The organism is Mesorhizobium delmotii (assembly GCF_900149755.1).
Lineage (GTDB): Bacteria > Pseudomonadota > Alphaproteobacteria > Rhizobiales > Rhizobiaceae > Mesorhizobium > Mesorhizobium delmotii.
In genome coordinates, this window is sequence record NZ_FUIG01000013.1 from 140,130 (window position 1) to 164,045 (window position 23,916).

General features: G+C 63.6%; 20 protein-coding genes and 2 pseudogenes. 12 read left to right on the forward strand and 10 right to left on the reverse strand.

What is annotated here, in order from left to right; genetic code table 11:
• Positions 1–206 precede the first annotated feature (206 nt).
• The gene (locus BQ8482_RS02090; protein WP_123146064.1) at positions 207–1,034 is read right to left on the reverse strand and encodes a ferredoxin--NADP reductase; all 828 of its coding nucleotides are present in this window, start codon (positions 1,032–1,034) and stop codon (positions 207–209) included.
• A 220-nt stretch (positions 1,035–1,254) separates the two neighbouring features.
• Between BQ8482_RS02090 and BQ8482_RS02095 the strand changes: the two genes are divergently transcribed.
• The 9 genes from BQ8482_RS02095 to BQ8482_RS02135 all read left to right on the forward strand — a co-directional run bounded on the left by BQ8482_RS02095 (position 1,255) and on the right by BQ8482_RS02135 (position 13,287).
• On the forward strand, positions 1,255–3,339 hold the full coding sequence (locus BQ8482_RS02095) for a hydantoinase/oxoprolinase family protein (protein ID WP_123146065.1): 2,085 nt from the start codon (positions 1,255–1,257) through the stop codon (positions 3,337–3,339).
• 1 nt (position 3,340) lies between these two features.
• The gene (locus BQ8482_RS02100) at positions 3,341–5,086 is read left to right on the forward strand and encodes a hydantoinase B/oxoprolinase family protein (RefSeq protein WP_123146066.1); all 1,746 of its coding nucleotides are present in this window, start codon (positions 3,341–3,343) and stop codon (positions 5,084–5,086) included.
• A gap of 208 nt (positions 5,087–5,294) precedes the next feature.
• The gene (locus BQ8482_RS02105; protein ID WP_123146067.1) at positions 5,295–6,422 is read left to right on the forward strand and encodes a transporter substrate-binding protein; all 1,128 of its coding nucleotides are present in this window, start codon (positions 5,295–5,297) and stop codon (positions 6,420–6,422) included.
• Complete coding sequence (locus tag BQ8482_RS02110) at positions 6,419–7,018, forward strand: ANTAR domain-containing response regulator (RefSeq protein ID WP_123146068.1); 600 nt, start codon at positions 6,419–6,421, stop codon at positions 7,016–7,018. The genes BQ8482_RS02105 and BQ8482_RS02110 overlap by 4 nt, the downstream gene beginning before the upstream one ends.
• Positions 6,996–7,904, forward strand: a complete 909-nt coding sequence (locus BQ8482_RS02115) for an ABC transporter permease (RefSeq protein ID WP_123146069.1) — start codon at positions 6,996–6,998, stop codon at positions 7,902–7,904. The genes BQ8482_RS02110 and BQ8482_RS02115 overlap by 23 nt, the downstream gene beginning before the upstream one ends.
• Entirely contained in the window at positions 7,901–8,821 is a 921-nt protein-coding gene (locus BQ8482_RS02120; protein WP_123146070.1) for an ABC transporter permease, read from the forward strand. Before BQ8482_RS02115 ends, BQ8482_RS02120 begins: the two co-directional genes overlap by 4 nt.
• Before the next feature lie 101 nt (positions 8,822–8,922).
• Complete coding sequence (locus BQ8482_RS02125; RefSeq protein WP_425294078.1) at positions 8,923–10,509, forward strand: ABC transporter substrate-binding protein; 1,587 nt, start codon at positions 8,923–8,925, stop codon at positions 10,507–10,509.
• On the forward strand, positions 10,499–11,443 hold the full coding sequence (locus tag BQ8482_RS02130) for an acetamidase/formamidase family protein (RefSeq protein WP_123146072.1): 945 nt from the start codon (positions 10,499–10,501) through the stop codon (positions 11,441–11,443). The genes BQ8482_RS02125 and BQ8482_RS02130 overlap by 11 nt, the downstream gene beginning before the upstream one ends.
• Positions 11,440–13,287: an ABC transporter ATP-binding protein gene (locus tag BQ8482_RS02135; protein WP_123146073.1), complete on the forward strand. Its 1,848-nt coding sequence runs from the start codon at positions 11,440–11,442 to the stop codon at positions 13,285–13,287. The genes BQ8482_RS02130 and BQ8482_RS02135 overlap by 4 nt, the downstream gene beginning before the upstream one ends.
• A gap of 122 nt (positions 13,288–13,409) precedes the next feature.
• Here the strand turns inward: BQ8482_RS02135 and BQ8482_RS02140 are convergent, their stop codons facing one another.
• The 7 genes and pseudogenes from BQ8482_RS02140 to BQ8482_RS02170 form a co-directional block, all read right to left on the reverse strand.
• Complete coding sequence (locus BQ8482_RS02140; RefSeq protein ID WP_123146074.1) at positions 13,410–14,318, reverse strand: nitrilase-related carbon-nitrogen hydrolase; 909 nt, start codon at positions 14,316–14,318, stop codon at positions 13,410–13,412.
• A 185-nt stretch (positions 14,319–14,503) separates the two neighbouring features.
• Complete coding sequence (locus BQ8482_RS02145; protein WP_342210920.1) at positions 14,504–15,049, reverse strand: Rid family hydrolase; 546 nt, start codon at positions 15,047–15,049, stop codon at positions 14,504–14,506.
• 14 nt (positions 15,050–15,063) lie between these two features.
• Positions 15,064–16,242, reverse strand: coding sequence for an NAD(P)/FAD-dependent oxidoreductase (locus BQ8482_RS02150; protein WP_123146075.1), 1,179 nt, complete (start codon positions 16,240–16,242; stop codon positions 15,064–15,066).
• A 228-nt stretch (positions 16,243–16,470) separates the two neighbouring features.
• A pseudogene (locus BQ8482_RS02155) lies at positions 16,471–16,759 on the reverse strand (GIY-YIG nuclease family protein).
• A 255-nt stretch (positions 16,760–17,014) separates the two neighbouring features.
• A complete protein-coding gene (locus BQ8482_RS02160) occupies positions 17,015–17,983 on the reverse strand; it encodes a D-2-hydroxyacid dehydrogenase (RefSeq protein WP_123146076.1) in 969 nt (322 codons plus the stop codon).
• Positions 17,984–17,985: 2 nt separating this feature from the next.
• The gene (locus BQ8482_RS02165; protein ID WP_123146077.1) at positions 17,986–18,783 is read right to left on the reverse strand and encodes a pyrroline-5-carboxylate reductase; all 798 of its coding nucleotides are present in this window, start codon (positions 18,781–18,783) and stop codon (positions 17,986–17,988) included.
• Positions 18,784–18,886: 103 nt separating this feature from the next.
• A complete protein-coding gene (locus BQ8482_RS02170; protein ID WP_165848397.1) occupies positions 18,887–19,363 on the reverse strand; it encodes a methyltransferase family protein in 477 nt (158 codons plus the stop codon).
• Between the two features lie 137 nt (positions 19,364–19,500).
• On the opposite strand from BQ8482_RS02170, the gene BQ8482_RS02175 reads away from it, so the two are divergent.
• On the forward strand, positions 19,501–20,001 hold the full coding sequence (locus tag BQ8482_RS02175) for a MarR family winged helix-turn-helix transcriptional regulator (protein WP_123146079.1): 501 nt from the start codon (positions 19,501–19,503) through the stop codon (positions 19,999–20,001).
• A 578-nt stretch (positions 20,002–20,579) separates the two neighbouring features.
• Here BQ8482_RS02175 and BQ8482_RS40255 read toward each other — a convergent pair.
• Both BQ8482_RS40255 and BQ8482_RS02185 read right to left on the reverse strand, forming a co-directional pair.
• Positions 20,580–20,807 (reverse strand): annotated as a pseudogene (locus BQ8482_RS40255) (hypothetical protein); the annotation flags it as partial.
• Positions 20,808–21,346: 539 nt separating this feature from the next.
• Positions 21,347–21,832, reverse strand: coding sequence for a LysR substrate-binding domain-containing protein (locus BQ8482_RS02185; protein ID WP_280178795.1), 486 nt, complete (start codon positions 21,830–21,832; stop codon positions 21,347–21,349).
• 407 nt (positions 21,833–22,239) lie between these two features.
• Here BQ8482_RS02185 and BQ8482_RS02190 point away from each other — a divergent pair, with 407 nt between their 5' ends.
• Both BQ8482_RS02190 and BQ8482_RS02195 read left to right on the forward strand, forming a co-directional pair.
• Positions 22,240–22,503, forward strand: coding sequence for a hypothetical protein (locus BQ8482_RS02190; RefSeq protein ID WP_123146081.1), 264 nt, complete (start codon positions 22,240–22,242; stop codon positions 22,501–22,503).
• A 35-nt stretch (positions 22,504–22,538) separates the two neighbouring features.
• A complete protein-coding gene (locus BQ8482_RS02195) occupies positions 22,539–23,681 on the forward strand; it encodes a M14 family metallopeptidase (RefSeq protein ID WP_123146082.1) in 1,143 nt (380 codons plus the stop codon).
• The last annotated feature ends 235 nt before the right edge of the window (positions 23,682–23,916 follow it).

The window sequence follows — 23,916 nt, forward strand, 5'->3', positions numbered from 1 at the left end:
GTCACGACGGGTGCAGAGACTATGAGGGCGGCAGGACAGAGGGGGGCGCGAAGGATCACTACAGATCAGCATTTATCCTGGGCCGTAGCATTCTTCGGCTGGCGTAACGGCATGGATCCCAGGGTCTGCGCCGCGTCGCTTCGCTCCTTGCTTCGCCCTAGGATGACGAAGTGGAGGGATGGTTCGGCTAAATTTCCATGGTCGCCTCAGCCGACAAACGCGCGCTCGACGACGAAGCTCGCCGGATGATGCAGCGAGCCTTCCTGGAAGCCGAGGCTTTCGGCCAGTTCCTTGACATCCCGCAGCATATGCATCGAGCCGCAGATCATAATGCGGTCGGTCTCCGGGTCGAGCTTGTCGATGCCGAGATCGCTGTAGAATTTTCCCGAGCCGATCAGCGCGGTGATGCGGCCCATGCGCTCGGAGCCTTCGCGCGTCGTCGAATTGTAGAGGGTGACGCGGCCGCCGGTCAGCTCGCCGATCAGCGGGTCGTTCTCCAGCTCTGCAACCAGCTCCTGGCCGTAGGTGAGTTCGGCATTGTCGCGGCAGGTATGGGTCAGCACGACCTGGTCGAACTTCTCATAGGTGTCGGGGTCGCGCAGCAGGCTGGCGAAAGGCGCGATGCCGGTGCCGGTCGAGATCATGAACAGGCGCTTGGCCGGGGTCAGCGCGTCGACAACCAGCGTGCCGGTCGACTTCTGCCGCATGATGACGGTGTCGCCGATCTCGATTTTCTGCAGCTGCGAGGTCAACGGGCCGTCCGGCACCTTGATCGAGAAGAATTCCAGCTCGTCGTCCCAGGCAGGGCTGGCGATCGAATAAGCGCGGAACACCGGCTTCTCGGCGTTGGGCAGGCCGATCATGACGAATTCGCCGGAGCGGAAGCGCAGCGACTGCGGCCGGGTGATGCGGAACGAAAACAGCCGGTCGGTATAGTGCTTCACCGAGACCACGGTTTCGGCATAGACATTGGCCGGTATCGGGAACTGCAGCGGCCGGGCGCCGGCGGTGTTGAGCGTTGATATGGTGTTCATCAAACCTAACCTTCTGGCCAACCCGAGGGCGCTGACGCCAAACCTTCTCCTGCGCGCCCCAACCGATCAGGTTCCGGCGTGCCGTTTGCACACTGCCAAGCGGTAAGCTCTTGTGTCCGGAATTTATTAGTATACAAATGATATTTGCGTCAAGACGCCAGCGTGAAACACCTTTCCAAACTGAGACATATCTGTAGTCCTGACATTTCGGGTTTCGACAATGGAAGAGAATTTTTCGGCGCAGGCGCTGGATTCCCTGGGCAGCGTCGTCGCCGGCATCGATGTCGGCGGAACCTTTACCGACCTGCTTCTGATCGACGGCCGGGACGGTGGCAAGGTGCATATCGCCAAGACCCCGACCACTATCGACAACCAGGCCTTCGGCGTCGTTTCGGCGCTTGGCGCCACCGGCTTCCCGGTCGACGGCATCGACCTCATCGTGCACGGCACGACCACCACCACCAACGCAGTGCTTGAACGCCGGCTGGCCAAGACCGGCATGATCACCACCCGCGGCTTTCGCGACGTCATCGAGCTTGGCCGGCGGACACGGCCGCAGCCCTATGGCATGACCGGCAGCTTCGTCCCGATCATTCCGCGCAACCTTCGGCTCGAAGTGTCGGAGCGCGTTGAAGCCTCGGGCGCGGTGCGCATCCCGCTCGACGAGGCGGGGATGCGCGCGGCGGTTTCAGAATTGATCGAGGCCGGCTGCGAATCCCTCGTCATCCATTTCCTGCATTCCTATGCCAATCCGGCGCATGAGCGGCGCGCCGCCGAGATCGCCGCCGAGCTTTGGCCGAACGGCCACATCACGACAGGCCATGCATTGCTGTCGGAAGCGCGCGAATTCGAGCGCGGCGTCACCGCTTCGGTCAACGCCTCGGTGCAGCCGATCCTCGAGCGCTATGTCGAACGGCTGCGCAAGGAATTGGGGTCAAAAGGCTACGCCCGCGATTTCCTGATCATGAACGGCAATGGCGGCATGATCTCGGCCCGCTTTGTCACACGTGAATCGGCCAAGACCGTCATGTCCGGCCCGGCCTCCGGCGTCATCGCCGCCGCCTATACGGGAAAACGCGCCGGCTTCGAAAACCTGGTCACCTACGACATGGGCGGCACCTCGACCGACGTGGCGCTGATCCGCAATGCCGAACCGGCGGTGTCGAACGAGATCGAGATCGAATATGCGATGCCGATCCACGTGCCGATGGTGGCGGTGCATACGGTCGGCGCCGGCGGCGGCTCGATCGCCCGCGTCGATGCGGCCGGCCTGATCCAGATCGGCCCGGAAAGTGCCGGCGCCAATCCCGGCCCGATCTGCTACGGGCGCGGCGGCGTTGAACCGACCATCACCGATGCCAATCTGGTGCTCGGCCGGCTGGCGCCGAAGAAGCTGCTCGCGGTCGAGAATCCCGTCACCGTCGAACACGTCACCGGCATATTCGAGGACAGGATCGGCCGCCCCACCGGCCTGTCCGGCGTCGAGGCGGCTGGCGCGGTGCTGCGGCTCGGCAACATCAAGATGGCTGGCGCCATCCGCATGGTCTCGGTGTCGCGCGGCCACGATCCTCGCGATTTCGCGCTGTTCGCCTTCGGCGGCGCCGGGCCGCTGCATGCGACCGCACTGGCGCGCGAGCTCGGCCTGCCAAAAGTGCTGGTGCCGGCGCGGCCAGGCATCACCAATGCGCTCGGCTGCGTCGTCGCCGATCTCAGGCACGATTTCGTTAACACGGTCAACCAGCCGGTGGCGCGGCTCGATGAAGCCAAGCTCCACGCCGTATTGGAACGGCACCGAAACAAAGGCGAAGAGCTGATCGGCAAGGAAGCGGTGAAGCCGGAGACGATCCGCGTCACGCATTCCGCCGACATGCAGTTCGTCGGCCAGACCCACATCATCAACGTGCCGCTGCCGTCGTCTTCGGTGACGCGCGCGGTGCTGCAGCAGCTGTTCGAAAAGGCCTATTTCGCCCGCTTCAAGGTCGAGCTGCCGGAGATCCGCGCCAATCTGGTCAACCTCAACACCTCGGTGACCGGCGTGCGGCCGGCGATCGATCTGTCCCGGCTGATCGACCCGGCTGGCCGCGCCAGAACGCTTGATGAGGCGCGCCGCGAAATCCGGCCGGTCTGGTATGGCGGACGCTGGCATGACACGCCGGTCTACGTCAGGGAAAAGCTGCCGCTCGACGCCGTCATCGAAGGGCCGGCGATCCTCGAGCAGATGGACGCGACCACCGTGCTCGAGCCCGGCGACCGGGCGCGCTCGGATGGCGACGGCAACATCATCATCGACATTGGTGAGGCCTGAGATGGAAAAGCTCGACACTATTACGCTTTCGGTCATCCAGGCGGCGCTGCAGCAGGTCTGCGACGAGATGGACCTGACCTTTTCGCGCGCCGCCTTCTCGCCTGTCATCGCCGAGGCCAATGACCGCTCCGACGGCATCTATTCGGCCGTCGACGGCTCACTGATCGCACAGGGCAGCCAGGGCCTGCCGGTGTTCGTCGGCGTCATGCAGTACTCGACCAAAACGGTGATCGAAATGATCGCCGACGGCCGCTGCCTGCCGCCCGAACCTGGCGACATCTACATCGTCAACGACCCCTATCTCGGCGGCACCCATCTGATGGACGTGCGCTTCGCCATGCCGGTCTACAGGGATGGCAAGATCTTCTGCTGGCTGTCGAACACCGGCCACTGGCCGGATATCGGCGGCTCGGTGCCGGGCGGTTTTTCTGCCTCGGCAACGGCGGTCGAGCAGGAAGGCTTGCGGCTGCCGCCGGTGAAACTGTTCAAGAAGGGCGTGCTCGATCCGGAGATCTACGCCATCATCTGCTCCAACATCAGGGTTGCCGACCAGCGCATCGGCGACATCCGCGCGCAAGCGGCCGCACTGCTGATCGGCCAGGATCGGCTCTTTGGGATCCTCGATCGTTACGGTGACGAAACCGTTGTCGAGGCGATCGCCGAACTGCGCCGCCGCGCTGCCGAACAGATGCGCGCCAACATATCAGCCATTCCTGACGGCATCTATCGCTCGCAGGCCTTCGTTGATTCCGACGGGGTGGTGAACGAGCCGCTGACCATCGCGCTGACGGTGGAGAAACAGGGCGACACGCTCAGCTTCGATTTTTCAGGCTCGTCAAAACCCTGTGCCGGGCCGATGAACAGCGTGCTGGCGACGACCTTGTCCTCGGTCTACCTCGCTATGCGCCATATTTTCCCTGACGTGCCGATCAGCGCCGGCGCGTTCGAGCCGCTGATCGTCAAGCGGCCGGAAGGCACTTTTCTCGACGCCAAATATCCGCGCCCGGTGTCGGGCTGCGCGGCCGAGGTTTCGCAGCGCATCGCCGAAGCGGTGTTCGCGGCCATGGTGCAGGCGCTGCCGGACAAGGTGACGGCGGCTCCTGCCGGCTCCAGCGGCAATTTCGCGCTCGGCGGCAACGATCCGGCGCGCGGCCGCGACTACGTCATGTACCAGATTTCGGGCGGCGGCTATGGCGGCAATGCCGGTCATGACGGCCTGACCAATGGCTGCTCGACCATCGGCATTTCAAAATCGCCGCCGGTCGAGATCATGGAGCAGGCTTTTCCGGTGCTCTACCGCCACTATGCCTTGCGTGAAGGCTCGGGCGGCGCCGGCAAGCATCGCGGCGGCTTCGGCCTCGCCTACGAAGTCGAGATCCTGCGCGGCGACGCCCGCGCCTCCTTCGTCATGGACCACGGCCGTTTCGGCCCGCAAGGCGCGCTCGGCGGCAAGGACGGCGCGGTCAACACGGTGACCGTGTTCCGCGACGGCAAGGAACATGTGCCGCCACACCTCTCCAAGGAGCAGGACATCGCGCTGAAAGCCGGCGACCGCGTGCGCGTCGGCACGCCGGGCGGCGGCGGCTATGGCGATCCCCTGGCGCGCGATCCGGAACTGGTGCTGAGGGATGTCAGGCTGGGGTACTATACGCCCGAACAGGCCGGCGAGAAATTTGGCGTCTCCCTGTCGAAGGATGGGCTGGCGATCGACCGGGCGGCGACGGACGAGAAACGCGCCCACCGCTGAGATAGGACGAATTCTCGGCGAGGCCCCTTCGCGCAACCAGACGCAACGCGGTCGCTTTCCCCGCTCTCACTTTCCCGCTTGACTGACCCGCCGTACCGAATACGCTAATGGGGAAAATACCGGCTCTGACCGCCGGGCGGCAAAAATGCCTCGTATGCCTCGCCTTCCGCGGCGGCGGCTGCGGGGCATTGTTATTTGGGGATTTGCTTTGGGACGGCGTATCGAAATCGGCATCCTTTACTCGCGGTCGGGCAACTACCGCCTGCTGTCCGAATCCTGCCGTTCCGGTGCGATGACGGCCATCGCCGACATCAACGCCGATCCCGCCATCCCGGTCGAATTCGTTCCGGTGGAGCGCGACCCGCAAGGCAACATCGATGGCTACGCGACGGGCTGCGCCGACATTCTCGCCAACAGCGGTGCGCGCCACATCATTGGCTGCATCACGTCATGGAGCCGCAAGGAGGTCATCCCGATCCTCGAGCGCGCCGGCGGCACGCTCTGGTATGCCTGTCCCTATGAGGGCTTCGAAGCGAACGAGCATGTCGTCTACATGCACGCTTGCCCGAACCAGCACCTCGTCCCGCTGCTGGCCCATGTCGTGCCGCGCTTCGGTGCCAACGGCTTCCTGCTCGGTTCGAACTATATCTGGGGCTGGGAGACCAACCGTGTCGCCCGCGACCTGATCGCCGACGCCGGCGGCAAGGTTTTGGGCGAGCGCTACCTGCCGCTCGGCGAGGTCGATGTCTCCAGGCTGATCGCCGAGATCCAGGCGACCCGGCCGGAGTTCATCTTGAACAACCTGATCGGCTCCTCGTCCTATGCCTTCATCGCGGCCTATGCCGAACTTGCCGAACGCGACCCGCATTTTAGGCCGGAGCGCTGCCCGATCCTGTCCTGCAATCTGACCGAATGCGAGTTGCCGGCGCTCAACGAGGCGGGCAATGGCCACCTTTCCGTCGGGCCGTACTTTCACGATATCTCGGCAGCGGATCGCCAGGGCGATTCGGCGCCCTCCATCATGCCTGCCTCGTCCTTCGAGGCGGCGGCCTATGCCTCGGTGCGGACGCTTGCCGAGATTCTCGCCCGCAATCCCGGCGCACAATGGCCGGACCTTCCCCAGGCCTTTGCCGGAACCTCGTTTCGAACCCCGCTCGGCGACATCTCCATCGATCCGCAAACCCAGCACGCCACCTTGCCGGTGCAGATCGGGCGCATTGAGGGGACCGCGTTCAGGACCGTCACGCTGACCAAGGGTGTCGCGCCCGACCCCTATCTGTCCCGCTATGACCGGACCGAGACGTTCGGCCGCCCACGCCTGAGGGTGGTGTCGTGAGCAAGGTCCCGCGCATCCCGAACCTCGGCGGCGCCAGGGCCTTTGTCTTGCATCGTCCGCATCCGACGGTGCAGGCGATAACGCGGCAATTGTCGGCCATCGGCCTCGAGACGGTCGGCTGCTGGCCGGAACTGCCGGCCGAGGCGCTCGTGGCGGACTTCGTCTTCTTCGATGCCGATCTCGGCTTCGACGAACAATTCCCATGGGCGCCGGGCGAGGCGCCGATGCCGCTGGTGGCGCTGATCGGCTCCGAAGCGCCAGGCCGCATCGAGTGGGCGCTGTCGCACAAGGCCGACGCCCAGTTGCTGAAGCCGGTCGGCAATGCCGGCGTCTACAGCGCCCTGTTGATCGCGCGGCAGAGTTTCGAGGCGCGCAAGCTTTTGGCAAGCGAGATATCGTCGCTTCGCCTGCGCGTCGCGGAGCGCCAGACCATCGTGCGCGCAGTGGAGGCCTTGTCGAAAGGCGCCGAGGACGGCCGCGCCTATGCGCAGCTCCGGTCGCTGGCGATGAGCTGGCAGATCAGTGTCGAGGAGGCCGCGCGCCGGATCGTGGCGATGACGGAAGAAGGCGGCGATGACCAGTCCCATCGCGCCTGATCTCCCGGCAACCGGGCGTGTGCCGGCCAGGCCACGGGCCGGTGTCTGGCGGCGCCTGGTCAAGCGTCCCCTGGCACTGATCGGCCTGGGGATCGTTGCCGTCGTCGTGGCTGGCGCCATCCTGGCGCCGTGGCTAACGGGCTACGATCCGAACGAGCAGATGTTTGACGGGCTGACGCTTGAAGGTGCGCCCTTGCCGCCGAATGCCAGCTTCTGGCTGGGCACGGATCTGCTCGGCCGCGATCTGCTGACCCGCATCCTTTTCGGCGCACGCACCTCGCTGATCATCGGCATCGTCGCCAACGGCGTGGCGCTTCTGATCGGCACGCTGGTCGGCGTCACCGCGGGCTATTTCCGCGGCTGGATCGGCGGCGCGCTGATGCGCTTCACCGATCTGATGATGGCCTTCCCGGCGCTGCTGCTCGCCATCTGCCTGGCGGCGGTGCTCCAGCCGAGCCTGTGGATCGTTGCCATGGTGATCGCACTGGTGAACTGGGTGCAGACCGCGCGGGTCATCTACACCGAGACCAGCTCGCTCGCCGAGCGCGAGTTCATCGACGCCGAGCGTACGATCGGGGCCAGCGCATCACGCATCCTGTTTCGCCATATCCTGCCGCATCTGCTGCCGACGATCATCGTCTGGGGCACGCTCGGCATCTCGACCACGGTGCTGCTCGAAGCAACGCTCAGTTATCTCGGCATCGGCGTGCAGCCGCCGACCGCATCCTGGGGCAACATCATTTTCGAGAACCAGACCTATTTCCAGGCAGCACCCTGGCTGGTCTTCTTTCCGGGTGCGGCGATCCTGGCGCTGGCGCTGGCCTTCAACCTCATCGGCGATGCGCTGCGCGACATCCTCGATCCGACGCAAAGGGGCCGGGCATGATCGCCTATCTCGGCCGCCGCGTCATTCAATCGCTGCTCATCCTGCTCGGCGTCTCGCTGATCACCTTTGCGTTGCTCTACCTGCTGCCCGCCGATCCCGTCCAACAGATCGCCGGCCGTAGCGCCACGCCCGAGACGGTCGAGAACATCCGCCGGCAACTCGGCCTCGATCAGCCCTTCTTCATCCAGTACTGGCACTATCTGACCAGCCTGCTCAGCGGCGATCTCGGCCGCTCCTACATCCAGCGTTCCGAGGTCACGGAGCTCATCATCTCGCGGCTGCCGGCAAGCCTGCTGCTGATGGTCGGCGCCATCCTTTGCGAGCTGGCGATCGGCCTGACGATGGGCCTGCTTGCCGCCGTCAGGCGCGGCACCGCCACCGACCAGACGCTGATGGTCGCGTCCTTTGTCGGCGTCTCGGCGCCGCAATTCGTCGTCGGCCTGCTGCTCCTTTATGTATTCGCCGTGCGGCTCGGCTGGTTTCCGATCGGCGGCTACGGCACCTGGCGCCATTTGGTGCTGCCCTCGCTGACCATGGGGATCCTCGGCGCCGGCTGGTACGCCCGCATGATGCGCTCGTCGATGATCGACGTGCTGCGCCAGGACTATATGCGGACCGCCCGCGCCAAGGGCCTTGCGCGCGGCGCCATCATCTTCCGCCATGCGCTGCCCAACGCCATCCTGCCGGTCATCGCCATGATCGGCATCGACATCGGCATCTTCATGGGCGGCATCGTGGTGGTCGAAAGCGTGTTCGGCTGGCCCGGCATCGGCCAGCTTGCCTGGCAGGCCATCCAGCGCGTCGACATTCCGATCATCATGGGTGTCACCCTGGTTTCGGCCTTCGCCATCGTGCTCGGCAATCTCCTGGCCGACACCGTCGCTCCGTTTATCGATCCGCGCATCAAGCTCAGATGAAAACCAAAAAAAGACCGGTAACAACCAGAGAAAGGGAACATGAGATGAAGAAATTCTTGACCTCCACCGTGGCCGTGTCGGCGCTCGCGCTGATGCTCGGCATGGCAAGCGTACGGGCCGAAGACGCCGTCGATCCGAACGCCAAGCCGGGCGGCGCGATCACCATCACCTACAAGGACGACGTCGCCACGCTCGATCCGGCCATCGGCTACGACTGGCAGAACTGGTCGATGATCAAGAGCCTGTTCGACGGGCTGATGGACTACGAGCCGGGCACCACCAACCTGCGGCCCGACCTCGCCGAGAGCTACGAGATCGCGCCCGACGGCAAGACCTTCACCTTCAAGCTGCGCCAAGGGGTGAAGTTCCACAATGGCCGCGAGATGACTGCCGACGACGTGAAATATTCGCTCGATCGCGTCACCAATCCGAAGACGCAGAGCCCGGGCGCCGGCTTCTTCGGGTCGATCAAGGGCCATGAGGATGTCGCTGCAGGCAAGGCGGAAAGCCTGGCGGGCGTCACCGTCGTCGACCCCTACACGATCAAGTTCGAGCTGACCCGGCCCGACGCCACCTTCCTGCATGTCATGGCCATCAACTTCTCGCATGTCGTGCCGAAGGAGGAGGTCGAGAAATACGGCGCGGACTTCGGCAAGCATCCGGTCGGCACCGGGGCTTTCAAGTTCGCCGAATGGACGCTCGGCCAGCGCGTCGTCTTCGAGCGCAACCCGGATTACTGGCACAAGGGCCTGCCGTATCTCGACAAGGTCAGCTTCGAGATCGGGCAGGAGCCGATCGTGGCGCTGCTGCGGCTGCAGAAGGGCGAGATCGACATTCCCGGCGATGGCATTCCGCCGGCCAAGTTCCAGGAGGTAATGGCCGATCCCGAGCAGAAGGCCCGTGTCGTCGAGGGCGGCCAGTTGCACACCGGCTACATCACCATGAACACCACCATGGCGCCCTTCGATAATGTGAAGGTGCGGCAAGCGGTCAACATGGCGATCAACAAGGACCGTGTCGTCCAGCTGATCAACAACCGTGCGGTGCCGGCCAACCAGCCGCTGCCGCCATCGATGCCCGGCTATGACAAGGAATTCAAGGGCTATCCCTATGACGTGGCCAAGGCCAAGGCTTTGCTTGCCGAGGCCGGTCATCCCGATGGTTTCGACACCCAGCTGTTCTCCATGAACACCGATCCCAACCCGCGCATCGCCCAGGCGATCCAGCAGGATCTGGCGGCGATCGGCATCAAGGCCAGCGTCCAGTCGCTCGCGCAGGCCAATGTCATCGCCGCCGGCGGCGACAAGGCCGGCGCGCCGATGATCTGGTCCGGCGGCATGGCCTGGATCGCCGATTTCCCCGATCCGTCGAATTTTTACGGACCGATCCTCGGCTGTGCCGGCGCGGTTCCGGGCGGCTGGAACTGGTCGTGGTACTGCAACAAGGATCTCGACGCCAAGGCGGCGGAGGCCGACTCGATCGTCGATCCGGCCAAATCAGGCGAACGTGCCAAGATGTGGAGCGCGATCTACCGCAAGATCATGGAAGACGCGCCCTGGGCGCCGGTCTTCAACGAGCAGCGCTTCACGATGAAATCCCCCCGGATGGGCGGCGCCGACAATCTCTATGTCGACCCCGTCCATATCCCGATCAACTACGACAATGTGTATGTGACCGATGTGCAATAACTGCGACTACACCATCCACGGGCGCCATCACCATTTCGGCTGGGACAATTCCTTTGTCCCGACTGAGCGGGTGGCGCCCGGTTCGACGATCGAGTTCCAGTGCCTCGATGCGTCGGGTGGCCAGCTTCAGGCCGACAGCACCGTTGCCGACGTCGCTTTGCTCGACTTCGCCAAGGTGAACCCCGTCACCGGGCCCATCTATGTTGACGGGGCTGAGCCGGGCGACGCGCTGAAGATCACAATTGAGGCGTTCAAGCCGTCCGGCTTCGGCTGGACGGCGAACATTCCGGGGTTCGGCCTGCTCGCCGACGACTTCCCGCAACCGGCACTGAACATCTGGACATACGACGCCACCTCGTTGGAACCAGCGCTGTTCGGCAGACAAGCCCGCGTGCCGCTGAAACCCTTTGCCGGCACCATCGGCAACGCGCTGGCTGAAATGGGCCTTCACTCGGTGGTGCCGCCAAGGCGCGTCGGCGGCAATCTCGACATCCGCGATCTCGCGGCCGGCACCACGCTCTATCTGCCGGTGGAGGTGGCGGGTGCGCTGTTTTCGGTCGGCGACACGCATGCCGCGCAGGGCGACGGCGAAGTGTGCGGCACGGCGATCGAAAGCCCGATGGATGTCGTGCTCAAGCTCGACCTGGTCAAGGATATCAGGCTGAAGACGCCACGCTTCACCACGCCGGGACCGGTGACGCGCCATCTCGATGCCAAGGGCTACGAGGTGACGACCGGCATCGGACCGGACCTGATGACGGGCGCCAGGGAAGCGGTCTCCCAGATGATCGACCTGCTTGCCGGCCGCTACGGAATGGACCCGGTCGAGGCCTACATGCTGGTTTCGGTCTGCGGCGATCTCCGGATCAGCGAGATCGTCGACATGCCGAACTGGGTGGTGTCGTTCTACTTCCCGCGCTGCGTTTTCGAATGAGCAAAGGCGCAGGCAATAAGCGGACCGGGGTTTTTGCCCCGGCCGTTTCGGTCACGGCCGGACCGGTGCTGGAAGTCTCCGGCCTGACCGTCAGTGTGCGTGGCGAGGATGGTGAGCGGGAAGTTGTCTCCAATTTGTCGCTGACGCTCGCGCGCGGCGAGACGCTTTGCATTGCCGGCGAATCCGGCTCCGGCAAATCGATGACCGCGCTGGCGATCATGCAATTGCTGCCACAGCCCGCCGCCCGGATAGAATCCGGCACGATCCGGCTTCGTGCCAGAGATCAGGATGACACAGATCGAGGTCACATCGATCTGGCGGGGCTCGATGAGCGCCGGATGCGCCGCATTCGCGGCGACCGCATCGCGATGATCTTCCAGGAGCCGATGACATCGCTCAATCCGGTGCTGTCGATCGGCCGGCAGCTGGTCGAGTCCATCGAGGCCCATACCGGCCTGTCCCGCGCCGAGGCGCGCCGGCGCGCCATCGAGGCGCTGAAGGCTGTCCGCATCCCGGAAGCCGAAAGCCGGCTAAAACAGTTTCCGCACGAACTGTCCGGCGGCATGCGCCAGCGCGTGATGATCGCCATGGCGCTGGCGCTGAAACCGGATGTGCTGATCGCCGACGAGCCGACGACGGCGCTCGACGTCACCGTTCAAGGCGAGGTGCTGGAACTGCTGCGCGATCTGCAGCGCGAACACGGCACCAGCGTCATCCTCATCACCCACGACATGGGCGTGGTTGCCGAAATGGCCGATCGCGTCGTCATCATGCGGCACGGCCGCATGGTCGAGGAGGGAACAGCCGCCGATATCTTTGCCCGCCCGCAAGCCGACTATACGCGTGAACTGCTCGCCGCCGTGCCGCGCATTGGTACTGGCGTCGGCCGCCAAAAATCCGCCGAACAAAAATCCGTCGAAGCGGAAATGCCCGGAAGCGTGGCGGTGGTCAACGATCTGCATGTCCATTTCGACCTGCGCGGTGGCTTCTTCGGCCAAGTGAACCGCCGTGTCCACGCCGTCGAAGGCATCAGCTTTTCGATCGCGCCGCACGAGACGCTGGCGCTGGTCGGCGAATCCGGCTGCGGCAAGTCGACCACAGCCAAGGCGCTGGCCGGGCTTGTGCCCTACCACGGCGATATCGTGATCGGCGGGCGCAATCTGGCAGGCCTTGGCCGTGACCAGCGCAAGGCGGTTCGCCGCGACGTGCAGATGATTTTCCAGGATCCCTATGCCTCGCTTGACCCGCGCATGCGCGTCGGCGACCTCGTTGCCGAGCCGCTGTTGATCCATGGCATCGCCTCGAAGGAAGAGCGCAGCCAGCTTGTGGCGGGATTGTTCGAGCGCGTCGGCCTGTCGGCCGACCAGATGGAGCTCTATCCACACGAATTCTCGGGCGGCCAGCGCCAGCGCATCTGCATCGCCCGCGCTCTGGCGCTCAGGCCCAAACTCATCATCGCCGACGAGAGCGTTTCGGCGCTCGACGTGTCGGTGCAGGCCCGCGTGCTCGACCTGCTGAAGGAACTGCAGCGCGAATTCGGCATCGCCTATCTGTTCATCTCGCACGACATGGCGGTGGTCGAGAACATTTCCGATCGTGTCGCCGTCATGTATCTCGGCCAGATCGTCGAAATGGGCACCCGCGACCAAGTCTTTTCGAACCCGCGCCATCCCTACACGAAGCGCTTGATCGAGGCCGTGCCGGTGCCCGATCCGGCAAAGCGCCGGCCGCGTTTCGCGCGTCTCGATCAGGAGATCCCGAGCCCGACTCGAAAAATCGGCGAACAGCCGCCGAAACTGGCCCTGAAGGATCTTGGCAACGGTCATCTCGTTGCTGTTTCCTAGAGCATTTTGCAGCCAAACGTCTTCGTTTGGCGTCCGACAAAATGCGTTAAAACAAAAAGTTAGGGCGCCGTTTTGGTTCCACCAAAACGCAAAGCGCTCTGACGCCAGCGAGGACTGTCACCTCAAACCTGATCCGCGATCAGCCGGTATTGGTCGGGCCGGCGATATCTGGCGAAGTCGAAATTCACCTTGCGGCAGACGGCGATCAGGTCGAGATCGGCGCGATGGACGATCACCTCATCGTCGAGCGACATCGCCTGCGCTGCGATTTCGCCGGTCGGGGCGATGATGCAGGAGCCGCCGATCAGGGCCTGGCCGTCCTCGACGCCGGCCTTGGCCGCTGCCGCGACCCAGACCGTGTTCTGATAGGCGCCGGCCTGCATCGGCAGGTGATTGTGGAACATGCGCAGATGCGCCAGCGCCGGCGCCTCATCGAGCAGCAGCGGCGTGTTGTAGCCGATCAGGACAATTTCGGCGCCGTTGAGACAGAGCATGCGGTAGGTCTCCGGCCAGCGCCGGTCGTTGCAGATCGCCATGCCGACGCGCACGCCGCGATAGACGAAGACCGGAAAACCGAGATTGCCCGGCTCGAAATAACGCCGCTCGAGATGGACGGTCGTGCCCGGTTCCGCCTCACTCGATCCCGGCACATGGATTTTGCGATAGCGCCCGACAAGCTTGCCGTCCTGCCCGACCAGATCCATCGTGTTGAAGCGGCCCCCGTCGACGCGCGCCAGCTCGGCATAGCCGAGCGCGAAGCCTATCTTGAGCCGCGCCGCGGCGTCGTAAAGGCGCTGCGTCTGCGGGCCCGGCATATCAGGCTCGAAGAACGCCTCGATCTCGGCCTGGTCGTCGATCCGCCAGCGCGGAAAGAAGGTCGTCAGCGCCAGTTCGGGAAACACCGCGATTTCGGCGCCGGCGGCAGCCGCCCTTTCCAGAAGCGCGATGAGCCGGTCCACCGTTTCGGCGCGTTGCGCGCTTTTCTGTATCGGGCCGGTCTGGCAGACCGCGATGGTCAGGTCTCGAGCCATGGCGTCGTCTCTCCAATAGATCGCAGTTCATGCTGCCGCGGTCACCATGATCTCGACGCGGTAGCCGTCGCCGGCGAGCCAGCCTCGACCGTTGCGCACCGGCATGGCGCCGATGCCGTTCTTCGATCCTGACGGGGTCAGGCTGAGGGCCTAGTTTAGCGGCCAAGCTTCATCATTCGTTTTGGTCACAGACATTCGCGATTGACCGAAGCCTTCCTCAACTTCGTCATCCCTGGGCGAAGCAGGAGCGAAGCGACGTCGCGGAGACCCTGGGATCCATGCCGTAACCTTAGCCGAAGTGTGCAGCGGAGCAGAATTCTGCACCGCATCAGCGCTCTGAGGTCACGGCATGGATCCTGGGGTCTGCGCCGCGTCGCTTCGCTCCTTGCTCCGCCCCAGGATGACGAAGCGATAGGCGTTTCCGCCAATCGCCAAGGTATACAACGCACGCACACATGTAACCTGCGCCGGCCGTCGCCGAGGCGCCTTGATCGACAAAAGCGTCCCAGGCGGCGTTCAATATCGCGCAGCCATACCGTGGCGCTCAGGATCCTGGACTTGTTGCTGCCGGCCTTCGCCAGATAGGTGTCGATCTTGGCGAGCACGTCGCGCGTCTGCTGCGTGGTGTCGCCCGACAGATCATCGGCCGTCATCCCGGCCAGATAGACAATGTCATTGTGGCTGAGCACGCGGCAGAAGCGTGGGCCATTCTCGAAGCGTTCGATTGTCATGCGGTCATCCTTCCTCACGATGCTTTTTCCTCCGGCGCGGATGTCGCCCTGATCCGGCCAGGCGCAAGATCGCCCGGCTCGATGCCTTGGCGCAACAGTTCATCCGGCAAGCGTCCGGTGCCGATCAGATCGCGACATGCCTTGGCCAGCGCCGGCGATGTCTTGATGCCGTAGCCGCCCTGGCCCGCCAGCCAGAAAAAACCCTCGGCCTTGTCGTCGAAGCCGACCACCGGCGAGGCGTCGCGCACAAAGCTGCGCAGGCCCGCCCATTGGTATTCTATCCGGCGCACGTCGATCGTCGTCGCCAGCTGCAGGCGATCGACCCCTACGGCGACGTCGAAATCGTCGGGATAGACGTCCATCGGTTCGCTCGGGGTCGCATCCGCCGGCGAGACGAAAATCCGGCCGGCGTCCGGCTTGAAATAGAATTCCTCGCCGACATCGTTGACCAGCGGCCACCCGGCAATGGAGACGCCATCCGGTGCCGCGACATGGAATGCGGTGCGTCGCTTCGGCACCAGGCCGATCGGGGCAACGCCAGCCAACGCAGCGATCCTGTCGGCCCAGGCGCCGGCCGCATTGACGACGATCGGCGCGGCGAACAGTCCCTGGCTCGTCTGCAGGATCCAGCGACCCTTGTGCCGCTCGATCGCGTCGACGCCTGCATTGATGACGATCCGGCCGCCACGCTTGCGCGCATTGCGCAGGAAACCCTGATGAAGCTCGTTGACGTCGATCTCGCGACAGCCCGGTTCGACGATCGCACCGGCGACATAATCGGCTCGCAGCACCGGCACGCGCGCCAACGCCTCTTCGCGACTGACCCGGTGGATCGACGGCACGAATTGCCTGGCCTTTTCGAGTTCCTCTTCAAGCCGGCCCAGCTGATCCTGGCGCGCGATGGTCAGCATGCCACGTGGAAGCATCAAGGGATGATCGCAAAAGCCCTCGGGCGGCGCTTCGAGAAAAGACCGGCTGGCGATCGCCAGCCGTCGGATGATGGCGTTGCCGTAATTCTCGGTAAAACTCGCGGCCGACCGGCCGGTGGAATGGTAACCGCAATGGCGTTCGCGCTCGAGCAGGATGACCGACGAGCCTGCCGCCAGCTCATAGGCCGCACTCGCTCCGGCAATGCCGCCGCCGATGATCGCGACATCGGCTTCCTGTATCGAGGCGCCGTTGGGAGACTTCATCGCTAGTTCCTCTGCACAGTGATTTTGACAAGGTTGGGCCGATCGGCAGCGACCGTCGACAATTCCTCTCAGCCAATTTCAGTGGCAAATCGCAAACGTTGGAGATTGGCCGAAACACCCCTCCACTTCGTCATCCTAGGGCGAAGCAAGGAGCGAAGCGACGCGGCGCAGACCCTAGGATCCATGCCGTTACGCCAGCCGAAGAATGCAGCGGACCAGAACCGAACGCTACCACCCGGTCCCGCGAAAAAGCTCGAACCATTCAGGGTTGGTCTTCTCAATCAGCTCGATCTTCCATTGGCGTGGCCAGCGCTTCAGCGACTTTCTCGCGCTGGATGGCATCGCGAATGTCGAAATATTCTTCGTACCAGACCAGACGCTGCACACCGTAGCGGCTGGTGAAGCGCGAGCCCTGGCCGGATTTGTGCTCCGGCATGCGGCGGCCAAGATCGTTGGTGACACCGATGTAGATCGTGCCGCGCTTCTGGCTCGCGGTCATATAGGCATAGCCGGTCATGGTGGAAGGGTAGCTGCCACCGTTGCGGATGCAAGCACCGTTCTGGTCCGCTGCATTCCCCGGCTGATGTCACGGAATGGATCCCAGGGTCTGCGCCGCGTCGCTGCGCTCCTTGCTCCGCCCTGGGATGACGAAGGTGTGGTGGCTTATGGCTAATCGCAAACCCTCGAGATTGGCAGTAGGAGATCGATCGGCGGCAACCATCACAGCCTCCTTCAGGCTCAGTCAAAGAACCAAATCCTCTGTGCAGAGGAACTAGTAACCGCGCATTGGATCGACAACGCCGAGCAGCTTTTCGCCGCGCCGATAGCGGCTGAGATTGTCTGCAAACATATCGAGGGCTTTCTCCTCCCAGCCTTCATAGACCGACGAGCAATGCGGGGTGACGATCACGTTCTCATACCGCCAAAGTGGATGATCCGCCGGCAGCGGCTCGGTCGAAAAGACATCGAGCGCGGCGCCTTTGATACGGCCGCCGTCGAGTGCCGACAGCAGCGCTGCCTCATCGACGACGCCGCCACGCGAAACGTCGATGAGCACCGCTGACCGCTTCATGGCGGCAAACGCCGCAGCGCCGATCAGCCCGCGCGTCGCCTCCAGCAGCGGCACGCAACAGGCAATGAAGTTGGCCCGGCCCCAAAGCCCCGGCAATGCCTCGATGCCGTGAACCTCGTCGACATCGGCGGTTGGCCTCGGATGCGCACGCACGCCGAGCGTCGTCAGCCCCATGGCCTTGGCGCGCCGGGCCAATGCTTGCCCGGTCCTGCCGAGGCCGAGCAGCAGCAAGGTCTTGCCCTGGATTGGCTCGACCGCCCCAGTGATCCATGTCCGCGCGCGCTGATGCCTGGCGAAATTTCGAAGACCCAGCGAGAAGGACAGCATCGCCCCCATCGCATATTCGGCCATCATATCGGCCGCGACACCGGCGGCGTTCGTCACCGTGACCTTTTCGGGATCCCAGGGACCCAGATGATCCGTCCCCGACCCGCCGACCGACACCCATTTCACCGTCGGGCTCTCCAGGAGAGCGGAGCGCGGAAAGCGCGCGGTACCGTCGAAGCGCATGGAGTAGACGACCTCGGCTTTTGTCTGTTCTATCAGGGCGGCCAGACCGGCGTAGCTGTCACAGGGGTAGACTGGCAGCCCCGGATGCTTTTCCCGCAACAGCTTCATCGCCACGGCCGGCGAGCTGGTGTGGAGGATTACGGCAGGGTCGACTGTCATCGTCACGATGAAGGACCAATGCGCGGCGCTGCTCCTGCCGCGATGCGCCGATGCACGCCATCCAGGCTTTCTGCGAAGGCATCGAAGACATTCCGGGCCGTGAGCTCGCGCAAAACCTGTTCGTTGAGCCCGCCGCGCGTTGCATAATCTTCCGCCAGATCCATGAAGCCGGTATCCGGCGCTGTTTCCGGTGCGTTGGCCAGCGCTTTGAAAATGGTGGCGATATAGTCGTGCGCCTGCGCGTCCGCGACGCCATGCTCCATCAGCCAGCCATGGATCGTATCGAGATATTTGAAATAGCTGGCAAATGTCGCGGTAACGACGCTCAGCGCGTCGAACTCGCTCGGATCATCGACCTCGATCACCTTTCCCAGCCGGCCGAAAAACGCCGACATGCGCCGATCGGGCGGACAGATGATTGTCGCTCCCTGCCTGTGAGCGATCATCGGCATGGGAAGTGCTTTCGTCACCTGCTCCACGGGAGCGATCAACGCGGCTATTTCCTCGCGCGACAGGGTGGCGATCAGGCTGACGACGTGATGGTCCCGACGAAACTGCAATTCTGCAAGCACCTCATGCGCAATCTGCGGCCGAACCGCCAGCATGATCGTATCGCAACTGTCGAGGACGGCCTGATTATCCGGTGCAACGCGTACATCGCGGTAGCGAAGCGCCAGGCCGGCAGCGATTTCTTGATTACGAGGCGACAGGAGCACCGATACGGAATTGTCCGCGGCGGATTTAAGTCCGGTGACAATCGCGGCTGTGAGCGCGCCTGTGCCGATGAAGCCGAGTTTCATTTGAAATCCCTAAGCGTTGGTTCTGGATCGTCGTCAGCCGACAAAATAGTACCAGCTCGGCAGGACTTTGGGATCAGAGCACGCGATCGGCTTTCCTGCGACGTCAGAGCCACCGCCGCACGCTTTGCTTGTAGTCGCGATAGGCATCGCCGAAACGCCGCTCGAGATAGGCCTCCTCGCGGGCGACGACGCCGTAGCGGATCAGGATTGCGAGAGGCAGCGTGAGGACAAGGATCCAAATATTCTGCGCGGCCACTCCGATGCCGCCATAGATGAGGAACATGCCGAGGTAGATCGGATTGCGCGTCCATCCGTGGATGCCGGTCGTCACCAGCACGCGCGTCGGCTCATTCGTCGGCACGGGCGTCTCCGCGCGCATGAAGTTGCGAATGCCCGCGGCGAAAAGCGCAAAACCGATCACGATCAGCGAGCCGCCGGTGATCCAGGTGACCAGGTCATTCCTGGGGAACGGCAAGCGCAGCAGGCGATCCAGCACGAAGCCAATCAGGAAAGCAGCGAGAAACAGCAGCGGCGGTCTCGCGATGACACCTGCGGTTCCACTGTCGGTTTGCCCAGCCATTTCCATGTCTGCTCCCGCAGATGCCTAGGGCGACGATGCCCATAGCGACTTAGAGATGACAACTAAGGTGTCATTCTAGAAGTTGACAACGGCGGTGTCAATCGCAGAAATTGGCCCGGAAAAAGGGAAATAAAAAAATGGCGTCGGCACGACACGGGACTGACCGAACGACGGGAGCCCCCATCGTTGACAGCAAGGCCGAGGCGATCACCGAGCTGATGCTCGAAGTGGCCCAGTGCTTCTTCAGGATACGGGCTCTCGGCCAGAAGACAGGGCTCATCACCAGTTGGGGCGGCGGTGCGTTCGGCTTCATGCGAAGCCTGGCGCTGCTTGGTCCGCTCACCGTGCCGCAGATCGCCCAGATGCGGCCCACCAGCCGTCAGCGCATGCAGCGGCTGGCGGATGAGCTTGCGGCTGAGGGGCTGGTCGAATTCATCGACAATCCAAAACACCGGCGCTCGAAGCTTGTGCAGCTGACGCGCAAAGGCGCCGTGCGCTACGGCGAGCTCAACGCCCAGCTGATAGCGATCGCCTCGACCATGGGCGTCGCTCTCGACGAAGCGGATATCCGCAAGACCGCCGGGATCGTGCGGCAGCTGAGCGACGATGTGAAAGTGCGCTCGGAGCGGCTGCCGTAGCGCTGACGCAAAGGCGGCGCGGCGCCATCGATGGGATTTCCCGTCCTGCTTGGGCGACGCCCCGAACTCGTGCCGTTTCAGCCTGGATGCGCTTGGCTGTTGCCACTTCCGTCCGGGCCAGCCGGCGAACGATTGCCAACCGGAACCTCTGCGGAGCTGAGGCGTTCGAACCGCAGGAGCTGAGAGCTGCGCCACCGCAAAAGAGTACTGCAATGGCTCAGAAGATAACGACAGGCACAAACGACCGGCCGCGCAACGAAACCATCGGCCAATCCGGCGAACCGGACGACAGCAGCACGCCGCTTGAAGTCGACGAGACCGCCGCCCGGTTGCGAGGCAAGCTGCAAGGCAAACCTGCGCAACTTGCGGAAGATCAAGCCAATGTCGACCCGGCAGGCATTGCCGGCGAGCATATGTGTCACCGCTGCGCGGGGACAGGCATGATCGACGGCCGCACCTGCCCCGAATGCGGCGGAACCGGAAAGGTGACGACGCCGGTAGGCTAAGGCGACCAGGAGAGCGATCACGCTTGGCGGCAAAGCGCCAAGGGGCCCATGGCAATTGCGCGGATCAGATTTCGCCGGCACCCACTTCCAGAACACGCCCTCCATCCGTTCGGGATAGTGCTTGAACTCGCATTCGAAGCGCCATCCGTAAGTCTTGGCGGCCGCCAGCGCTTCCTTGCTGACCGGGTTCATGCCCGTTCCCGGCGCGAACCAGTCCTCCAGCAAGTCGTCGGGTATGTAGGCGCCGATCCTCAAAGGCAGCTTTTCGAGGACGACATCCATTTCGTCAGGTGCGGACAATGGTTTCTCCCTTCGAGATCTATCCACGAACAAGTCATCTGAAACCGATTGGGTTCCAGACAATGGCAGAGTGGAAGGGAAACGTGATGGGCGACTGTCTCTCGATCTGCACATTTCAGGCCGCCCGCCGCCGCCGGTTGGTCGAACGCCGGCTAGCGTGTTCTCACAAGGTTGCAGATGGAGCTATGGGGCATACTTGACGACCGCTTGTGGGCGCCTTGCCGTCCGGCAGGACCGGGGCCGGAAGCAGGCCGGCAACTTCTGGTGTCCGAAAAACGATAGCGGACATTCGGACGGCCGCGATGCGTGCGAACGGCGACCTTGTCGCTTATTGTCGTGAACGTCACGAAATGGTGCGTTCCGCTGGTTCAAACACCTGAGCCGCAGAACGCCCGATATGAGCTTCGAAGGACTGGCTGTACTAGTTTCGCGACCATAGCTCTTCCGCCGCAAACGCTTGTTGGTGATATGGAATGCACACGCGGCTCATCAATTCAAGATTGCCGGCGGCACATTCCGGCGCGACGGTGACGGTTCTTCTAAGCTTCAAAAGGCGGACGCGTGTTGCGACTCGGCGATTGGTCGGACGCTCGGTCCCAATAAGGCGGATCGCCGAAGCTTCGCCGCAGACTTTCGATGAGCGCGAGCACCTTGGCTGACGCACTGCGCTCACGCGGATAAGCGATGAACAGCTCCGCGCCTTCGGCCTCTACACCAATGTCGATTCGGGTGAGGGCCCCGTCTACAAGCTGGTAGTGGACGAAGAAGGTAGGCAGCAGCGAAATGCCGAGGCCGGCGACAGCGGTGTCGCGCATGACCACGCCGTTATTGACACGAAGCGCCGCGCGAGGGCGGATCACGGTCCAGTTCCCCGGACTGCCGAAGCGCCAGTCGGCATTGCGGTTGGCATAGAGGATTCCACAATGGCTCTCGATCTCCGCCAACGATCCCGGTGTGCCATGCGCAGCGAGATACTCGGGGGATGCCACTGGTATCCGGCGGCTTGTTATGAGGCGTTTCGCCACCAGGCGATGGGCGAACTGACCGGCAACATCCGTGCTTGCAGCGGTTCGGCGCTCGCGCGGCCATGCATTGAGCGTTGAGAGTCTTCAATCTGTTGATCCGTTCCTCGGTTTGAGCGCCAATGTCGACAACGGTCCAGCCGATCAATCATTCACCACACAATTTGAGGAAGAACCTGGTTAAGTGCAAAGCGACAGCGGCTTTCGAGTGTCTTTCCCGTCATTCATGCCAGTGCCCTCCCGCCGTGGGGCATCGGCAAGCTTCCCCGCGCCGCCTCGCCCCGATCGGCTCCGTGTGGAGGTCTGCACAGCATGGCATGGGCTGACCGGCTTCGGGGGCGGCGTTGCAGCTCACTTCGGGAGAGGCTAAAGTCGAGACAGGCTGCATAATATGCCGAGGAGCACCTGATATGGCGGAGGGCGCGACGGTCCGCTGGCTGGTTCGTCTCACTCCAGTTGCGGGTCGCAAAGTCGACGATCTCCTGAAGGTTCCACTGAGCCTTGATGTCTGGGAACGGGAAGCTGACGCCGTCGTGGCGGTTGCCACAGAGCAGACGATTGCCGAGCTCGAGCGCCGACGAATAGCTGGCGTCGAGCGCCTCCGCACGATCGCCGACCTGGAAAGTGGAGCACCCAGCTCCGATCACCTCGACGGGCAATCCGAGGGTCCTTGATCAGGCTCGCTTTATCGAAGGAAGGAGATGGTCGCATGAACCTGATCGCCAAGGTCACGTCTTCGGGACTGCAGAAGCCGCTTGGGGACGTTCTTCTAGTGCCGCTGGGCATCGACGTTTGGGAGGTCAAGCCGGATCACCTGATCCTTCGTGCAACCGAGGCTCAGCTGGACCGCCTGTCCAGCATGGGCTACCTCGTCGAGCAACTCGAGGATGTGGCGCGGCACCTGTCCACCTTCGCCAGCGCCGAGGCGGCGGAGCAGTATCATTCGGCAGCCAGCCTGGAGGAGGAGCTGCGGCAGCTTGCGGAAGCGAAGCCGGACATCGCCCAATTGATCGAGATCGGCCGAAGTATCGAGGGCCGGCCCATCCTTGCCTTGCGGATCGGGGACCGTCGCGGCGGTGTTCCCAAGGTTCTCTTCATGGGCTGCCACCACGCGCGCGAGTGGATCGCCGTGGAAGTGCCCTTCCTGCTCGCCAAGGAACTCGTCGAGCGGGCTGACGAGGCGCCGATCGCAGGTTGGCTTACGAGCGGAGAAGTCTGGGTCGCCCCGCTGGTCAACCCGGACGGCCATGAACACAGCCGGGCACAAGAGCGGCTTTGGCGCAAGAACCGCCGCAGGAACGACGACGGCTCGTTCGGCGTGGACCCGAACCGCAACTATGGCTACATGTGGGGCATTCTTGACGTGCCCACTTCCAGCCACGTGCCGAGCGACGAGACCTATGTCGGCCCGCGCGCTTTCTCCGAGCCGGAGACCCAGGCGGTCCGCGATCTCATAGGCTGCGAACGCTTCGCCGGCGTGATCACCTATCACAGCTACTCTCAGCTCATACTCTACCCCTGGGGCTACACGGAGAAGCCCATACCGGACGTTCAGCATCGGGAGCAGATGGTGGGGATGGCCCAGGAGATGCAAACCCTGATTAAGGGGGTGCATGGCAAGACCTATGTCCCGCAGCAGTCTTCCGAGCTCTACCCAACCGCGGGCGATACAACGGATTGGACCTACGGGACCTACGGCATACCGTCGTTCACGGTCGAACTCAGGCCGCGCACCTTCGAAGAAGGCGGGTTCATCCTGCCGCCAGACCAGATCCTGGCGACCTGGGAGGAGAACCGTCCGGCTGCATTCCGGTTCGTCGAACAGCTCCTGGCGGCGCCTGTGGCAGCATAGGAGGCGGAGGACGACCGGTCCCGGAATTCCGGAACGAGTTCGGAGGAACCGGTTGCGATCATCGAGCTAACCGAAGGAGAAACGCCGGTCTCCGAAGCCACGCGCGTTCCGCGTAAAACGCGCGCGATCAAGATGCTTGGGGTTCGGCCGGTGAGCCCATCTGGGCCGCATTTTCGGTTGCTGGCGAGAGACCGTCTGCCGCCCCTTGCACTGTTCGGCGGCGGCTTGATCGTCC

Bases quoted from the DNA above. Each gene is read 5' to 3' on its own strand.
- BQ8482_RS02175 (WP_123146079.1), top strand. From the start codon at position 19,501: ATGGCGTCGGCACGACACGGGACTGACCGAACGACGGGAGCCCCCATC.
- BQ8482_RS02130 (WP_123146072.1), top strand. From the start codon at position 10,499: ATGTGCAATAACTGCGACTACACCATCCACGGGCGCCATCACCATTTC.
- BQ8482_RS02120 (WP_123146070.1), top strand. From the start codon at position 7,901: ATGATCGCCTATCTCGGCCGCCGCGTCATTCAATCGCTGCTCATCCTG.
- BQ8482_RS02140 (WP_123146074.1), bottom strand. From the start codon at position 14,318: ATGGCTCGAGACCTGACCATCGCGGTCTGCCAGACCGGCCCGATACAG.
- BQ8482_RS02145 (WP_342210920.1), bottom strand. From the start codon at position 15,049: ATGACAATCGAACGCTTCGAGAATGGCCCACGCTTCTGCCGCGTGCTC.
- BQ8482_RS02115 (WP_123146069.1), top strand. From the start codon at position 6,996: ATGACCAGTCCCATCGCGCCTGATCTCCCGGCAACCGGGCGTGTGCCG.
- BQ8482_RS02090 (WP_123146064.1), bottom strand. From the start codon at position 1,034: ATGAACACCATATCAACGCTCAACACCGCCGGCGCCCGGCCGCTGCAG.
- BQ8482_RS02100 (WP_123146066.1), top strand. From the start codon at position 3,341: ATGGAAAAGCTCGACACTATTACGCTTTCGGTCATCCAGGCGGCGCTG.
- BQ8482_RS02165 (WP_123146077.1), bottom strand. From the start codon at position 18,783: ATGAAACTCGGCTTCATCGGCACAGGCGCGCTCACAGCCGCGATTGTC.
- BQ8482_RS02170 (WP_165848397.1), bottom strand. From the start codon at position 19,363: ATGGCTGGGCAAACCGACAGTGGAACCGCAGGTGTCATCGCGAGACCG.
- BQ8482_RS02135 (WP_123146073.1), top strand. From the start codon at position 11,440: ATGAGCAAAGGCGCAGGCAATAAGCGGACCGGGGTTTTTGCCCCGGCC.
- BQ8482_RS02160 (WP_123146076.1), bottom strand. From the start codon at position 17,983: ATGACAGTCGACCCTGCCGTAATCCTCCACACCAGCTCGCCGGCCGTG.
- BQ8482_RS02095 (WP_123146065.1), top strand. From the start codon at position 1,255: ATGGAAGAGAATTTTTCGGCGCAGGCGCTGGATTCCCTGGGCAGCGTC.
- BQ8482_RS02150 (WP_123146075.1), bottom strand. From the start codon at position 16,242: ATGAAGTCTCCCAACGGCGCCTCGATACAGGAAGCCGATGTCGCGATC.
- BQ8482_RS02125 (WP_425294078.1), top strand. From the start codon at position 8,923: ATGGCAAGCGTACGGGCCGAAGACGCCGTCGATCCGAACGCCAAGCCG.
- BQ8482_RS02190 (WP_123146081.1), top strand. From the start codon at position 22,240: ATGGCGGAGGGCGCGACGGTCCGCTGGCTGGTTCGTCTCACTCCAGTT.
- BQ8482_RS02195 (WP_123146082.1), top strand. From the start codon at position 22,539: ATGAACCTGATCGCCAAGGTCACGTCTTCGGGACTGCAGAAGCCGCTT.